Below are 14,349 nucleotides of genomic sequence, written 5' to 3' on the forward strand. Positions count from 1 at the left end.
ACTTGGGGCTCGACTCGGACGATCGTCCCGGGCGCGAGCGTCGGGTCACGCTCGCGCCGGTTCCGGGCACGCTGCCGGGATCGGCGCGGGCGTGGCCGGTACGGGCGTGGCCGGGACGGGGGCGGTCGAGCGGCTCAGAAGATCGCCGTGGTGGGTTCGATCGGACCCTCGGACGGGGGCGGGGGGCGGCGGTCGCGGCGGCGTACGAACCAGAGGCCGAAGAGGCCGCCGCAGATGCCCGACACGCACATCCAGATCCACCAGCGGTGCTCGGGGTCCGGCTGCACGACCAGGAGGACGACCAGGGCGACGGCCCACAGACCCGTACCCGTGAGGATCGTGAGCTTGTCGTTGGTCTTCAACGGCTGCAGATCCGGGAGGCGTGGCTGGTTCACGCGCTCCAGACTAGGCGACGGGGTCGCAGGGTTCGCAAAACGGATTACGTCAAAGCGCGAATCCATCTCGAAACCATCACCATCGGCGACCAGGTCTTCCCGGAAGGGGGACTCGCTGTCACTCTGCGTGAGTGAAAGATAGTAAAACCTCCCAAATAAGTGGACTTGACCGTTTCTTCCACATCTCCGACCGGGGCTCCTCCGTGGGCCGGGAGGTGCGCGGCGGTCTCGCCACGTTCTTCACGATGGCCTACATCGTCGTGCTCAACCCTCTGATCATCGCTACCGTCCCGGACGTCGAGGGCCAGTTCATCGGCGACGGGAGTGTGCCCAACGTCCCGCTCGTCGCGGCCGGTACCGCCTTTGTGGCGGGAGTGCTCAGCATTCTGATGGGGGTCATCGGCAAGGTCCCCTTCGCGATGGCCGCGGGACTCGGCCTGAACGCCTTCGTGACCTTCGGCATCGCCTCGCAGATGTCCTGGGAGTCGGCGATGGGCCTGGTGTTCCTGGAAGGTGTGATCATCGGGCTCCTGGTGCTGACCGGGTTCCGCACCGCCGTGTTCAACGCCATCCCACCTCAGCTCAAGACCGCGATCAGCGTCGGTATCGGCCTGTTCATCGCCCTGATCGGCTTCGTGGACTCGGGCTTCGTCCGCCGCGTGGCCGCGGGACCGCCGCTGGAGCTCGGCATCGCGGGTTCGCTGGCCAGCTGGCCGATCTTCGTCTTCGTGGTCGGCCTGCTGCTGATGGTGGTGCTGGTGGCGCGCAAGACGAAGGGCGCCATCCTGATCGGCATCATCGCCACGACGGTTCTCGCGATCATCGTCCAGGCCGTCACCAAGGTCGGTGCCGCGACGGTGCCGGGCCAGGACCCCAACCCGGCGGGCTGGCAGCTCGTCGTTCCGGAGATGCCCAAGGAGATCTTCGGGTTCCACAACCCGCTGGTGCTGTTCGCGGAGTTCGACCCGATCGGCGCCTTCGGCTCGGTCTCGGTCATCGTGGCCCTGCTGCTCGTCTTCACCCTGCTGATCACCGACTTCTTCGACACCATGGGCACGATCGTGGGCGTCGGCGGGCAGGCCGGGCTGGTCAAGGAGGACGGCACCCTGCCCAGGACCCGGGAGATCCTCCTCGTCGACTCGATCGGCGCGGCGGCCGGAGGCGCGGCCTCCGTCTCCTCCAACACGACCTACATCGAGTCGGCCGCGGGTGTCGGCGAGGGGGCGCGCACCGGCCTCGCCAGCGTCGTCACCGGTGTCCTGTTCCTGCTGGCGATCTTCTTCTCGCCGCTCGTCGCGGTCGTCCCCTACGAGGCCGCCGCCCCCGCCCTGGTCGTGGTCGGCTTCCTGATGATGACCTCGATCCGCGAGATCGACTTCACCGACTACGAGATCGCCATCCCGGCGTTCCTGACGATCGTCCTGATGCCGTTCACGTACTCGATCGCCACCGGTATCGGCGCGGGTTTCGTCACCTTCGTGCTGATCAAGCTGATCAAGGGCAAGGCCCGCGAACTGCACGCGCTGATGTGGATCGTCGCGGCGCTGTTCGCCGTCTACTTCGCCCTCGGCCCGATCAAGGTCCTGTTCGGCCTGGGCTGAGAAGCCGCGCGGAAGCCGTCACGGTGCTCGATCCTCATCGGTCGCCGTGGCGGCTTTCGCGTGTCGGGGGCGGCTGCTTCACGCCAGGATTGGCGAGCCCCTGATCGTCCGGCCCGCCCCCGGCAGGAAACCCGTTGGAGGGAATCACGTGCGGTCGTATATAGTTAGCAAAGGTAATGACTTATGATAACGAATCATCCCAGGAAGGACCACGTCGCGATCCTGCGAAGCGACGCCGGTCTGGCTTCGTCCCTGCGCGTGTCACTGGCACGACTGAACAGGCGCCTGCGCAGGCAGGCCGCGGTGCACTCGCTGACGCCCACCCAGCTCGCGACGCTCGCCGCCGTGGAACGGCATTCCGGGATAACCCCCGGAGAATTGGCCGATCTAGAGAAGGTGCAGCCGCCCTCGATGACCCGCGTGATCGCCGTGCTGGTCGAGCGGGAGCTGGTGTCGCGTACGCCGCACCCGACCGACCGACGCCAGGTGACCGTGAGCGTGACCGGCCAGGGGTCGGCGCTGCTGAAGGAGGAGCGCCGCCTCAAGGAGGCATGGCTGACGCGGCAGCTGAAGGAGCTGACACCCGAGGAGAAGGCGACGCTCAGGCAGGCGGCCCTGATACTGGAGAAGCTCAGCCGGATCTAGCCGACCCCGAGGAACCCGGGGCCCCGGCGGTCCCGTGTGACGCCGGGGCGTCCGCCGTGCCAGGCGGAAAGTCCGGAAGAAGGCCCGGAGGAAGACTCGGACTGAGGGCGCGGGTGCGGCGGCGGGCCGCGAGGGCCGCCGCGGTGAACGAGCTCCAGGCCACCGAGAGTGGATCGGCCCAGGTCGTGCCCGAGACGCGGGACGGGATGTTCCGGTCGCTCCGCGTCTACAACTACCGGCTGTTCGCGGCCGGAGGCGTGGTCTCCAACGTCGGCACCTGGATGCAGCGCACCGCGCAGGATTGGCTGGTGCTCGACCTGACGAAGGGCAACGCCGCCGCGCTGGGCCTGACCGTCGCGCTGCAGTTCCTGCCGCTGCTGCTGTTCGGACTCTGGGGCGGCATGCTCGCCGACCGCTATCCCAAGCGGTTGCTGCTGATCGTCTGCCAGTCGCTGATGGGCCTGCTCGCGCTCACCATGGGTGTGCTCACCGTGACCGGCTCGGCCCAGGTCTGGCAGGTCTACGTGATGGCCTTCACGCTCGGCCTCATCGCCTGTGTCGAGGTGCCGACCCGGCAGGCGTTCGTCGTCGAGATGGTCGGCCGCAAGGACCTGTCCAACGCGATCGCGCTGAACTCGTCGAGCTTCAACCTGGCCCGGGTGGTCGGCCCGGCCGCCGCGGGTGTCCTGATCCACGCGCTGGGGGGCACCGGCCCGATCTTCCTGATCAATTTCGTGTCGTTCGCCGCGGTGCTCAGCGGGCTGCTGCTGATGCGCACCTCCCAGCTGACCACCCCCGAACCGGTGCCGAGGGCCAAGGGGCAGCTTCGCGAGGGCCTGCGCTACGTGATGGCGCGGCCCGAGCTGCTCATGCCGATCCTGCTGATCGCCTTCGTCTCGATGTTCACCCAGTCGTTCTCGATGTCGATAGCGCTGATGGCGCGCGAGACCTTCGGGGCCGGCGCCTCCTCGTTCGGGCTCGCCTCCAGCATGTTCGCGATCGGGGCGCTGGCGGGAGCGCTGATGGCGGCGCGGCGGGTCAGGCCGAGCAGGCGCCTGCTGGTCGGTGGAGCCGTCGCGTTCGGCCTGTTCCAGATCGCCAGCGGCCTGGCGCCCTGGTATCCGCTCTACCTGATCCTGCTCGTGCCCGCCGGCGTCGCGCTGATCTCGATAAACACCGCGGCCAACGCCGGCGTGCAGCTGGCCACCTCGCCGGAGATGCGCGGCCGGGTGATGGGGATCTACGTGCTGGTGTTCACCGGGGGAGCCCCCCTCGGTGCGCCGCTGCTCGGCTGGATCTCCGAGCTGGGCGGGGTGCGTACCGGAGTCGTGATCGGCGGGGTGCTCACTCTGATCGGCGCCGCTGCGGCGACAATGCTGACAAGGGTGATCAGCAGGAGGTCGCATGCGGCTGTTCGTGGGATTACCGCCGCCACCGCCGGCGCGCGATGAGCTCGTCCGCGCCCTCGAACCTCACCTGGCGCGATGGCCGGGGCTGCGCTGGCTGGACGCGGAGAACTGGCATGTGACGCTGTCGTTCCTGGGGGAGGTGCCCGACCGTGCGCTGCCCGAGTTGCGGACGCGGCTCGCCAGGGCGGCCGCGCGGCACGTCCCGATGACACTGTCCTTCGCCGGCGCCGGCGCGTTTCCCTCGGCGGGCAGGGCGCGGGTCTTCTGGACCGGGCTGTGCGGTGACCGCCTCCGGCTGGGCCGCCTGGCCGACTCCGTGGCGGCCGGGGCGCGCCGCGCCGGAGTCGGCCAGGCGGAGCACCGGAGGTTCACCCCGCATCTGAGCCTGGCCAGGTGCCGTCCCGAGACGGACATCGGTCCTCTGGTCGAGGCGTTCGGGCCGTTCTCCGGCACCGAGTGGGAACTGGGGACGGTGCACCTGATACGGAGCAACCTCGGGGCCAAGGTCCGCTACGAAACGGTTGAGGAATGGGACCTGGCGGCGCGGGCACCTCGTGGGCAGGGCTAGGCTCCAGGGCGTGGATCGTCCCCGTCGCTGGCTGCTGCCCACGGTGCTCGTGCTTCTCGTGCTCCTCGTGGTGATCGGCGCACTCGTGTCCTAGGCCCTGTCCCCTGGATCTTCTGCCCCGCCGCACCGCGGCCCCCTCTCACGCCCCACGAGAGGCCCCTGACCGAGCCTGGCCACGGCGAGAGCCGCGGGACGGGAGGCCGGCCGCCCGTCGACGGCCTACCAGGCGTACTCCTCCGGCGCCGTCCTGAAGCCGGGGAAGATCTCGTCCAGGCGGGCCAGGGCCTTCTCGTCCAGCGTGATCTCCAGCGCCTTGACGGTGCCGTCGAGCTGGTCGAGCGTGCGCGGCCCGATGATCGGCGCGGTGACGACCTTCTGGTGGAGCAGCCAGGCCAGCGCGAGGTTGGCCGGGTCCACACCGAGCTCGTCCGCGAACGCCTCGTAGCGCTCGATCTTGTCGCGGTGCTTCTCCAGCTGGGCGGTGATCTGCTCCGAGGCCGACCGGCCCTTGTCGATCTTCTTGAGGATGCCGCCGAGCAGGCCGCCCGCGAGCGGGCTCCACGGGATCAGGCCCAGGCCGTAGTCCTCGGCCGCCGGGATGACCTCAAGCTCGGGGGCGCGGACGATCAGGTTGTAGTGGGACTGCTCGGAGACCAGGCCGAGAGTGTTGCGCCGCCGCGCGCTCTCCTGGGCCTTGGCGATGTGCCAGCCCGCGAAGTTGGACGACCCCACGTACAGGATCTTGCCCTGCTGCTTGAGGATGTCCATGGCCTCCCAGAACTCCTCGAACGGGGTGCTCCGGTCGATGTGGTGTGCCTGGTAGAGATCGATGTAGTCGGTCTGCATCCGCTTCAGCGACGCGTCGGCGGCGCGCCGGATGTTGAGCGCGGACAGACGGCCCTCGTTGGGCCAGTCGCCCATGTCGCCGTAGAGCTTCGTGGCGATCACCGTCTTCTCGCGGCGCTCGCCTCCCTTGGCGAACCATCGACCGATGATCTTCTCGGTGATGCCCTCGCCCTTCTTCCAGCCGTACACGTTGGCCGTGTCGAAGAAGTTGATCCCCAGCTCATGGGCGTGGTCCATGATCGCGAAGGAGTCGTCCTCCGAGGTCAAGGGGCCGAAGTTCATCGTGCCCAGGCAGAGGCGGCTGACCTTCAGGCCGGTACGGCCAAGCTGCGTGTATTCCATGCGCCCACCCTAAATACCTGGAGTGCACTCCAGGCGAGAGGATCGGCGGGGAAATCCGTGCCGGCCGCCTCCGTCGCGTCTGTGACGTCCGCCGGTTCCGCCGGGGCATGATGGCTGGATGCTGAGTAAGCCGGGGGAAGTCTTGGTCCGCGCGTTCGCGGTGGTCGGCCTGACCGCGGCCACGGCCTTCACGGGGCAGAGCGCGCCGGCGGGCGGTGGGCGGGCGGCATGGGCCGACGCGGGTCAGGGCACGCGAGCGGACGGTGAGGAGCGGATCCTCTTTCGCTTCAAGGACGGCCGGATCGGCGAGTCGAGCGGGCTGGCGGTCTCGCCGACCCACGAGGGCGTCTACTACACGCACAACGACAGCGGCTCCGGGCCGGTCTTCTACGCGGTCGGCCCCAAAGGTCAGACCCGTGCGACCTTCACCCTGCGGGGGGCGGAGGCCCGCGACTGGGAGGGCATGGCCGCCTCCGTCGACCAGAAGACCGGCCGGGGGGTGCTCTGGTTCGCGGACATCGGCGACAACTTCGACGGGGCCTGGCCTGACATCTCGGTGTACAAGGTCGCGGAGCCCACGGTGCTGAGCGACGCCGTCGTCCCCGCCGTGCGCTACCGCTTCCGCTACGAGGACGGCGGGCACAACGCCGAGGGCGTCATGGTGAACCCCCGCACCGGGCGCCTCTACATCGTGACCAAGCAGTTCGCCGGCGCCGTCTACGAGGCACCGAAACGGCTGCGCACCGACAGGGTCAACGTGCTCCGCAAGGTCGGTCCCGCGCCCCTCATGGCCACCGACGCCGCCTACGCCCCCGACGGGTCGAGCTTCGTGATCCGAACCTACTTCTCCGCCACGGTCTACCGCGCTCCCGGCGAACAGATCACCCGGGTGACGATGCCGCAGCTGGATCAGGCCGAGTCGATCGCCTACACGCGTGACGGCAGGTACCTGCTGACCGGTAGCGAGGGGAAGCGCAGCCCGGTCTACCAGGTGCCGCTGCCCGAGGAGGTTCTCCGCGAGGCGGCTCCGGAACCCACGACCGCCCTGCGGCGGGCGGCCCCCACGCCGGACGCCGAACCGGCCCCCACGCCGGTCGCCGGGAAGAAGGCCGAACGGGACGACGCGGGCGAGGACGCGGGCGTGCCGACCTCGGCCGTGCTGCTCTGGCTGGCCATCGCCGCGGGCGCCACGGGCACCATCACCCTGATCGCCCGTAACACCCGTTGAGCGGCGATCTCCGGCCGGGGAGGCTTCCGGTTCAGTCGGGAAGTCGCAGGTCGCGAGGGGCGGCCTGAGTCAGGGAGGCCGCCACGTCGGCGTCGACGGGGAACCAGGCGGACAGCCCGGTTATCTGCAGGAGACGTCCCAGGACGTCCGAAACCTCGGCCAGCCGCAACCAGCCGCCCGCCTCCGAGGTCATGCGCGCGCCGCTGAGAAGCGCCCGCAGTCCGGTGGAATCGCAGAAAGTGATCTTCTGGGCGTCGATGACGATCCGCGGGCGGCATTCGGAGACCAGCCGCTCGATGGTCTTCCTGAGCAGTTCGCTGGAGTTGTGGTCGATGTCGCCCGCGACGCTGATCACGGTGCAGCCGGCATGCTCGTGGTGGTCGACGCCGATGGAGAGTTCTCTGCTCATCGCCTCGCATTTCCACCCGGTGAAGCTGTCGGTCTCGGCTGTCGTCCGACCTGATCAAGGTATACCCCGCCGGACCGCCGGGGTGGGCGACGGGCGGGAGACATGTGCGTAACGGCTGCGAGGACCATCGTTCGTCTCCCGTACCGCCGGCCGGTCCGGAACATGACCCCGTACCGAAGATGAATGACCACATCCAGATTTATTGCCCTGACATATTCGAATATTCCTCAACCGTCCCGGATGGATTTCCGGCAATAGGCAATGATGGTTAAGAACCAGAGGGGTTATCCCTTCTCTTCCGGTGAGGATTGCCGCTAACTTTCGAAGATGCGCGTTCTGGTAACCGGGGCATCAGGTTTCGTCGGTTCGCATGCGGTCGCCGCGCTTCTCGCCGACGGGCACGAGCCGCTTCTTCTCATCCGCAATCCAGAGAGAACGCGCGAAGTGCTGGCCGGTGTCGGGGTGACGGAGCCGGTTCCCCTGCACAGGGCCGATATCCGCGATACGGCGGCGGTGCGGGACGGGCTCGAACAGTGCGACGCGGTCATTCACGCCGCCGCGGAAATCGGGGTCATCGGCCGTGCCGGTGATCTGGCCGGTACGAATGTGACCGGAGCGAAGAACGTCCTCGGGCAGGCCGTCGAACTCGGTCTCGACCCGGTCGTGCACATCTCGAGCATCGGTGTCTTCGTGCCCCCGACCGGTCCGGTGATCACGACCGAGAGCCCGCTCTCCACGCCGAGGAACGAGTACGGCAGGAGCAAGATCTCCGCAGAGCACTACGCCAGACGGCTCCAGGAGCAGGGGATGCCGGTCACGATCGTCTATCCGGCGGCGGTCGCCGGACCGTACCAGCCCTCGCTGGACGCGCTGATGGACGGGCTGCGCGCGGGGCTGGAACAGGGGTGGCCGATCACCGCCGGCGGCGTCGGCGTCGTCGACGTACGGGATCTGGCCCTCGTGCTCGCCCGCTGCCTCGAACCGGGGCTGGGGCCTCGCCGATTCATGCTGGGCGGGCACTACCTCACCTGGGCGCAGCTCGCCGACGTCTGCGACGAGGTGACCGGGAACCGCTGCCGGAGGTTCCGGGTCCACCGGTCGGTGCTGCGCGGCGCGGCGGCCGTGGTCGACGCGATGAAACTGATCAAGGAGATCGACTACCCGCTGACCAGGGACGCCGTCGAGATGATGGTCACGATGGTCCGCGCGTACGACACCCCGACCCTTGAGGCGCTCGGCGTGGGGTTGCGGCCGGTCCAGGAGACCGTCACCGACTCGCTGCGCTGGCTGGCGCAGGAAGGGCACCTCGGTCTGGACAAGGTCGGCAGGCTGGCGGGTAGTGTCACGCGGTAACGCGATCCCTCCAACGCGACAGGGGTGGCGGCGGTGACCACCTCACAGTCAGGAGTCGGCGATGGACGTCGGGGTCGTCGGTGCGGGGATCGTCGGTCTGGCCGTCGCCAGTTCGTGGGTGGGCGTCGGCGGTGGGTGTCGGGGTCGAGGTGCGGACGGGGGGCGGCGATGAACGTCGGGGTCGTCGGTGCGGGGATCGTCGGTCTGGCCGTCGCCAGGGAGGCGGCGCTGACCCGCGGGGCCAGGGTGACGGTGCTGGACAAGGAGGACCGCGTAGGAGCCCACCAGACCGGGCACAACAGCGGCGTCGTCCACGCCGGGATCTACTACCGGCCCGGTTCGCTCAAGGCCACGCTCTGCCGTGAGGGGGTGGCACTGCTGCGGCAGTACTGCGCCGAGCACCGCATTCCCTACGACGAGGTCGGCAAGCTCGTCGTCGCCTCGACCTCGGCCGAGCGGCCCGAGCTGCGGCGGATCGCCGAGCGGGCCCGCGCGAACGGGGTTCCCGGCATCGCCGAGCTGGACGCGCTGGGCCTGCGGGAGATCGAGCCGCACACCGTCGGCACGGGTGCCGTGCACTCCCCGCGCACCGCGATCGCCGACTTCCCGGCCGTCGCCAGGCGTCTGGCCGCGGACGTGGCGGAGAACGGCGGATCGGTGCTGCTCTCACATCCGGTGCGCGCGGTACGGGAGACCGCGAGCGGGGTGAAGGTCCGGGCGGGGGAGCGGACACTGAGCTTCGACCGGCTGATCGTCTGTGCCGGGCTCGGCACCGACACCGTCGCACGGATGGTCAAGGCCACCGGGGACGTGCGGATCGTCCCCTTTCGCGGTGAGTACTACGCGCTGGCCGGCGCGGCGAGGGACCTGGTCCGAGGGCTCGTCTACCCGGTTCCCGACCCCCGCTACCCGTTCCTCGGCGTGCACCTGACCCGCAGGATCGACGGCGAGGTGCTGGTCGGCCCCAACGCGGTCATGGCGCTGGCGCTGGAGGGCTACTCCTGGCGGGACGTCGACCTGGCGGAGCTGGGCCGGATTCTGGCCTGGCGTGGCACCCGGCGGCTGGCCGCCCGGCACTGGCTGACCGGCATCAGGGAGGTGGCGGGTTCGATGGGCAGGAGGTCGTTCCTGAGGGCCGCGCGCCGCTACGTCCCGGCCCTGACCTCCGCCGACCTCGTCAGGACCACCGGCGGCGTCCGCGCACAGGCCGTGGACGCCTCCGGCGGCATGCTGGACGACTTCGCGATCGACGTGCACGGCCGCGTCGCCCTCGTGCGCAACGCCCCTTCCCCGGCGGCAACCTCCAGCCTGGCCATTGCCAGACATATTGTGGGGTTAGCCTCTGTGTTGACCAGTTAACTGCTTTCTCATGTGGGCCGGTGAAAATAGACCAGTGACCGACTCACCCGAGGCACGTCTGCTGATCGTCGAGGACGAGCCGAACATCCTTGAGCTTCTGGCCGCGAGCCTGAGGTTCGCCGGGTTCGGCGTCAACACGGCGGGCAACGGTACGGACGCCGTCGCCGCCGTCCAGCGGCACCGGCCCGATCTCATTGTGCTCGACGTGATGCTTCCGGACATGGACGGCTTCGACGTCGTACGGCGCCTGCGCGGTGGCGGCAGCGACACCCCCGTGGTCTTCCTCACCGCTCGCGACGCCACCGAGGACAAGATCCGGGGGTTGACCCTGGGCGGGGACGACTACGTGACCAAGCCGTTCAGCCTGGAGGAGGTCGTGGCCCGGATCCGGGCGGTGCTGCGCCGCACCGGCTCCGGCGATCTCGTCCCCCGGCAGCCCCGGCTCAACTTCGCGGACATCGAGCTCGACGAGGAGAGCCACGAGGTGTGGCGCAAGGGCAAGGCGGTGGCGCTGTCACCCACGGAGTTCAAGCTGCTCCGCTACTTCATGGCGAACGCGGGGCGGGTGCTGTCCAAGGCCCAGATTCTCGACCACGTGTGGGACTACGACTTCCGGGGTGATGTCGGGATCGTGGAGTCCTACGTATCCGTGCTCCGTCGCAAGATCGACAACACGGACCCGCGGCTGATCCACACGCTGCGCGGCGTCGGATACGTGTTGCGCCTGCCGCCGACGCCGTGATGCTCAACGCGACCCCGCTGCGGGTGAAGCTGATCGCCGTCATCCTGGCCCTGCTGATGATCGCGCTCACCCTCATCGGGCTCGGCAGTGTCTCGATCATGAGTGGTTACCTGATCGACCGGGTCGACACCCAGATCGACCTTACGGTCGACACCGCGCTGCGCCGGATGAACCGGGGGGTCATGCCGATCGGCAGGCCGCTGTCGCCCGACGCGAGGTTGGAGCTCCGTGACTCCAGCGGCAAGGTCGTCGACGCCTACAGCGGCGCCGACGTGGAGGGCAAACCGGGACCGTCGGTGCCTCAGGGCCAGGACAACCGGCCGTTCGACAGCGGCGACTGGCGAGCCCGTGCGGTCTCGCTGAACGACGGCGGAAACCTCGTCGTCGCCGTCGACATGGCCGAGGTCCGGCAGATCGTCGGCCAGCTCGCGCTGGTGGAACTGCTCGGCGGCGGGGGCCTGATGCTGATGCTCGCCGGGGCCGGGGTGTTGATCATACGCAGGAGCCTGCGCCCGCTGGAGGAGATCGAGCGCACCGCCCAGGCCATCGCCGCCGGAGACCTGAGCCGCCGGGTCCCCGATGCCGACCCGCGCACCGAGGTGGGCCGCCTCGGCCAGTCGCTCAACGGCATGCTCGCCCAGATCGAGACCGCCTTCCGGGCCCGTTCGGAGTCGGAGTCCGCGGCGCGCAGGTCGGAGGAGCGCATGCGAAGGTTCGTGGCGGACGCCTCGCACGAGCTCCGCACACCGCTGACCTCGATCCGGGGGTTCGCCGAGTTCTACCGGCAGGGACCGGGAATCGACGCCGCGCCGCTGATGCGCCGGGTCGAGTCCGAGGCGGTCAGGATGGGCCTGCTCGTCGACGACCTGCTGATGCTCGCCCGGCTGGACCAGCAACGGCCGCTGGTCATGCGCCCGGTCGACCTGCTCGCCATCGCCGCCGATGCCGTCCACGACGCCCGCATCCTCGCCCCTGAGCGCGAGGTCACGCTGTCCGTGGACGGTTCCGCGCTCATCGTCTCCGGCGACGAGGTACGGCTCCGCCAGGTCGTGGGCAACCTCATGACCAACGCGCTCACCCACACTCCCGAGCGGACGCCCGTGCGGGTGGTGCTCTCCGCCGATGACGGGATGGCCGTCATCGAGGTCGCGGACGAGGGGCCCGGCCTCACCTCCGAGCAGCGCGAACGCGTCTTCGAGCGGTTCTACCGCGTCGACTCCGCCCGGGGCCGCCGCGCCCCCGAGGACGGCGGGAGCGGGCTCGGCCTGGCCATCGTGGCCGCGATGGTGGTGGCTCACGGCGGCAGCGTCGCCGTGGACTCGGAGGTCGGCAAGGGGGCGACGTTCCGGGTGCTCCTCCCCCTCGCCCCCGAGTCCGACTGACCTCCGTCCGGCCCGACGCCGGCTGTTCGGGGTGTGGCGACCCCACCATGGCTCCCGTGCCGGCGGTGGCCGTCCGGGCTCAGAGGGCGCCGGTGCCGGCCTCCGGCCAGCTGCTGTCGGGGAACTCCCCGCCGGCCGCGCTGCCGGGCAGTACCACCCGGTCGTTCTCGGTCAGCCCCGAGGTGATCTCGACGTACCGGTCACCCCGGACGCCCGTCTCCACGACCCGCTCGACGCCGCCCTGCACGGTGACCCGGGAGACCCCCGCACTGGTCCGCACCGCCTGGGCCGGGACGTAGAGAGCCTCCGCCGACCTGGCGACGGTCACGGTGACCGAGGCGGTCTGGCCCACCATGAGGTCCGCCGGGGGCTCGTCGAACGCGATCGTGACGCCGTACCTCACCAGGCGGTCCGTGGTGGTCGCGGTGGGGGCGATGCCGGTCACGGTGCCCGTGTACCGCTCCCCCTGCCGGGTGGCCAGGGTGATCGCCGCCTGCTGGCCCGGTTCCAGGCTGCCGATGTCCGACTCGGTGAACAGCGCCTCCACCTGAAGCTCGTCCAGGTCTCCCAGGGTGAGGAACGTCCCGGTGCCCACGCTGTCGCCGACCGCGCCGGCCACGGACATGACGGTGCCGTCGGCGGGGGCGACGATCCGCACGCCCGCCAGTTCCTCCCTGGCATCGGTCAGCTCCGCCCGGGCCTGCTTCACGCGGGCCTCGGCCTGCTCCACGCTGAGCGTCCCCCGCCCGGCGCCGCCGCTCTGCCCGGTGCTCGGGGCGGTGCCCTGCTTGGCGGCCTGCCCGGAGTTCCGGCCCGCGCCCGTGTTCGCACCGGCGTCGGCGCCGGTGGTCGCGCCCGGCTTCTGGGTGGGGCATCCGGTGGACCCGGGAGTCGGCGTCCTGACCGTGGTGGGCCTGGCGGTCGCCGTCGGCCTGGCCGTGCCGGTGGGGGCGGCCGTCGGCTCGGGGTGGGCCGTCGGTCCCGCGGGCCCATCCGGGCCGGTCGTCGGGCCGGAGGGCCGGGCCGTGGGCGCCGGCCCCGAGGTCGCGGACGGCCCGCCACCGTCCGGCCTCGCGGTCACGGTGACCGTCGCGGTGGCCGTCACCGTCACCGTCGGAGCGGCCGTCACGGTGACGGTGACCGTCGGGGCGGGCTGGGGAGAGTCGCTCCCCGGCCGTCCCGCCGCCGACGGGGTGGGGGTGGCCGTGGGCGTCACGGGCGAGGTCCGGGTGAGCGCGGCGGCCGGCGTGGAGGAGCGCGCCGGGTCGGGTACGGGCGTCGGGGTGACCGGTGCCGTCATGAGGCGATATCCGGCGGGTGCGACACCGGCGGCCGGGACGACCCGTACCTCCCGCTCCGTTCCGGTCGGTTCGGGCGCCGGGGCGCTCGGCCTGGTCGGTGTGGGGGTGGCGCCCGCCTCCGGAGGCCGGGTCGCGGTGGGCTCGCATCCGGTCTGCCCGGTGGGATCGGACCGGTCGGTCCCGGTCCGGCTCTGTGTCGGCTGCTGCCGCTGGGGAGCTCCGACCGTCGCATCCCCCACGGTGCTTCCGGTCGTGCTTCCCGCCTCCTCCAGCGCCTCCTCGGCCGCCGCGAGTTGCGCCTTCGCGGCGGCGTAGCGCTCGCGTGCGGGCGCGGAGCCGATCCTGGCGAGCACATCTCCCTTGCCGACCTTGTCCCCGGCCTTGACGTAGACCTTCGTGACCGTTCCCGATCCGCCGAAGGCCAGGTCCCGGGTGCCGTCGTCCACGGTGTTGCCCGCGGCCGACACCGCGGCGGTCACCGTTCCGCGCCTGGCGGAGGCCAGCTCCACCCGGGGGGCCTGGTCGGAGCCGCCGTCGAGCACGACGACCGCGCCCGCGCCCACCAGGACGAGGGCGGCGAGGGCAAGCCCTCCCACGCGCAGGTTCTTCGACAGATGGGTCGGTCTCATGGCGGACAATCCTGGACCGTCTGATTCACAGCATGCTCACAGGTGCCTGAAGGTTTGCTGTGCATCCTGAGCGGTAAGACACGGTCTACAGGAAATCTTCAGCCTTTGCCGGGGTAGGCCCAAGCCTGGTACGTCAGGGT

General features: G+C 70.2%; 13 protein-coding genes. 9 read left to right on the plus strand and 4 right to left on the minus strand.

Annotated elements, in window-relative coordinates:
• Positions 1-134 precede the first annotated feature (134 nt).
• Positions 135-395 (minus strand): DUF2530 domain-containing protein, encoded by a 261-nt coding sequence (locus AB0J58_RS21500; RefSeq protein WP_364218081.1) that lies wholly within the window; start codon positions 393-395, stop codon positions 135-137.
• A gap of 131 nt (positions 396-526) precedes the next feature.
• Here AB0J58_RS21500 and AB0J58_RS21505 point away from each other — a divergent pair, with 131 nt between their 5' ends.
• The 4 genes from AB0J58_RS21505 to thpR all read left to right on the plus strand — a co-directional run bounded on the left by AB0J58_RS21505 (position 527) and on the right by thpR (position 4,618).
• Positions 527-1,996, plus strand: coding sequence for an NCS2 family permease (locus tag AB0J58_RS21505; protein ID WP_364218083.1), 1,470 nt, complete (start codon positions 527-529; stop codon positions 1,994-1,996).
• 183 nt (positions 1,997-2,179) lie between these two features.
• Positions 2,180-2,641, plus strand: coding sequence for a MarR family transcriptional regulator (locus AB0J58_RS21510; RefSeq protein WP_343980792.1), 462 nt, complete (start codon positions 2,180-2,182; stop codon positions 2,639-2,641).
• A 143-nt stretch (positions 2,642-2,784) separates the two neighbouring features.
• Positions 2,785-4,092 carry an MFS transporter gene (locus AB0J58_RS21515; protein WP_364218085.1) on the plus strand — a complete coding sequence of 436 codons (1,308 nt, stop codon included), beginning with the start codon at positions 2,785-2,787 and terminating at the stop codon, positions 4,090-4,092.
• Positions 4,046-4,618, plus strand: a complete 573-nt coding sequence (thpR, locus tag AB0J58_RS21520; RefSeq protein ID WP_364218087.1) for an RNA 2',3'-cyclic phosphodiesterase — start codon at positions 4,046-4,048, stop codon at positions 4,616-4,618. Before AB0J58_RS21515 ends, thpR begins: the two co-directional genes overlap by 47 nt.
• A 219-nt stretch (positions 4,619-4,837) precedes the next feature.
• Here the strand turns inward: thpR and AB0J58_RS21525 are convergent, their stop codons facing one another.
• A complete protein-coding gene (locus tag AB0J58_RS21525) occupies positions 4,838-5,806 on the minus strand; it encodes an aldo/keto reductase (protein WP_343980783.1) in 969 nt (322 codons plus the stop codon).
• Positions 5,807-5,924: 118 nt separating this feature from the next.
• Between AB0J58_RS21525 and AB0J58_RS21530 the strand changes: the two genes are divergently transcribed.
• A complete protein-coding gene (locus AB0J58_RS21530; protein WP_364218089.1) occupies positions 5,925-7,034 on the plus strand; it encodes a hypothetical protein in 1,110 nt (369 codons plus the stop codon).
• A 31-nt stretch (positions 7,035-7,065) separates the two neighbouring features.
• On the opposite strand, the gene AB0J58_RS21535 is transcribed toward AB0J58_RS21530, so the two are convergent.
• The gene (locus AB0J58_RS21535; RefSeq protein WP_343980777.1) at positions 7,066-7,443 is read right to left on the minus strand and encodes an STAS domain-containing protein; all 378 of its coding nucleotides are present in this window, start codon (positions 7,441-7,443) and stop codon (positions 7,066-7,068) included.
• 327 nt (positions 7,444-7,770) lie between these two features.
• On the opposite strand from AB0J58_RS21535, the gene AB0J58_RS21540 reads away from it, so the two are divergent.
• From AB0J58_RS21540 to AB0J58_RS21555, 4 genes are all read left to right on the plus strand, one after another.
• Positions 7,771-8,796 carry an NAD-dependent epimerase/dehydratase family protein gene (locus AB0J58_RS21540; protein WP_343980774.1) on the plus strand — a complete coding sequence of 342 codons (1,026 nt, stop codon included), beginning with the start codon at positions 7,771-7,773 and terminating at the stop codon, positions 8,794-8,796.
• Between the two features lie 168 nt (positions 8,797-8,964).
• Positions 8,965-10,155 carry an L-2-hydroxyglutarate oxidase gene (gene lhgO, locus AB0J58_RS21545; protein ID WP_364218091.1) on the plus strand — a complete coding sequence of 397 codons (1,191 nt, stop codon included), beginning with the start codon at positions 8,965-8,967 and terminating at the stop codon, positions 10,153-10,155.
• Positions 10,156-10,165: 10 nt separating this feature from the next.
• A complete protein-coding gene (locus AB0J58_RS21550) occupies positions 10,166-10,897 on the plus strand; it encodes a response regulator transcription factor (RefSeq protein WP_364218093.1) in 732 nt (243 codons plus the stop codon).
• Positions 10,897-12,279 carry a HAMP domain-containing sensor histidine kinase gene (locus tag AB0J58_RS21555; protein WP_364218157.1) on the plus strand — a complete coding sequence of 461 codons (1,383 nt, stop codon included), beginning with the start codon at positions 10,897-10,899 and terminating at the stop codon, positions 12,277-12,279. The genes AB0J58_RS21550 and AB0J58_RS21555 overlap by 1 nt, the downstream gene beginning before the upstream one ends.
• A gap of 79 nt (positions 12,280-12,358) precedes the next feature.
• On the opposite strand, the gene AB0J58_RS21560 is transcribed toward AB0J58_RS21555, so the two are convergent.
• The gene (locus AB0J58_RS21560; protein WP_364218095.1) at positions 12,359-14,209 is read right to left on the minus strand and encodes an efflux RND transporter periplasmic adaptor subunit; all 1,851 of its coding nucleotides are present in this window, start codon (positions 14,207-14,209) and stop codon (positions 12,359-12,361) included.
• Positions 14,210-14,349 lie beyond the last annotated feature (140 nt).

It is taken from the genome of Streptosporangium sp. NPDC049644 (assembly GCF_040675205.1).
GTDB lineage: Bacteria > Actinomycetota > Actinomycetes > Streptosporangiales > Streptosporangiaceae > Streptosporangium > Streptosporangium fukuiense.

What these genes read in the sequence shown, in the direction of transcription:
- thpR (WP_364218087.1), top strand. Translation starts at nt 4,046, where the DNA reads ATGCGGCTGTTCGTGGGATTACCGCCGCCACCGCCGGCGCGCGATGAG.
- AB0J58_RS21525 (WP_343980783.1), bottom strand. Translation starts at nt 5,806, where the DNA reads ATGGAATACACGCAGCTTGGCCGTACCGGCCTGAAGGTCAGCCGCCTC.
- AB0J58_RS21550 (WP_364218093.1), top strand. Translation starts at nt 10,166, where the DNA reads ATGTGGGCCGGTGAAAATAGACCAGTGACCGACTCACCCGAGGCACGT.
- AB0J58_RS21535 (WP_343980777.1), bottom strand. Translation starts at nt 7,443, where the DNA reads ATGAGCAGAGAACTCTCCATCGGCGTCGACCACCACGAGCATGCCGGC.
- AB0J58_RS21530 (WP_364218089.1), top strand. Translation starts at nt 5,925, where the DNA reads ATGCTGAGTAAGCCGGGGGAAGTCTTGGTCCGCGCGTTCGCGGTGGTC.
- lhgO (WP_364218091.1), top strand. Translation starts at nt 8,965, where the DNA reads ATGAACGTCGGGGTCGTCGGTGCGGGGATCGTCGGTCTGGCCGTCGCC.
- AB0J58_RS21540 (WP_343980774.1), top strand. Translation starts at nt 7,771, where the DNA reads ATGCGCGTTCTGGTAACCGGGGCATCAGGTTTCGTCGGTTCGCATGCG.
- AB0J58_RS21510 (WP_343980792.1), top strand. Translation starts at nt 2,180, where the DNA reads ATGATAACGAATCATCCCAGGAAGGACCACGTCGCGATCCTGCGAAGC.
- AB0J58_RS21555 (WP_364218157.1), top strand. Translation starts at nt 10,897, where the DNA reads ATGCTCAACGCGACCCCGCTGCGGGTGAAGCTGATCGCCGTCATCCTG.
- AB0J58_RS21560 (WP_364218095.1), bottom strand. Translation starts at nt 14,209, where the DNA reads ATGAGACCGACCCATCTGTCGAAGAACCTGCGCGTGGGAGGGCTTGCC.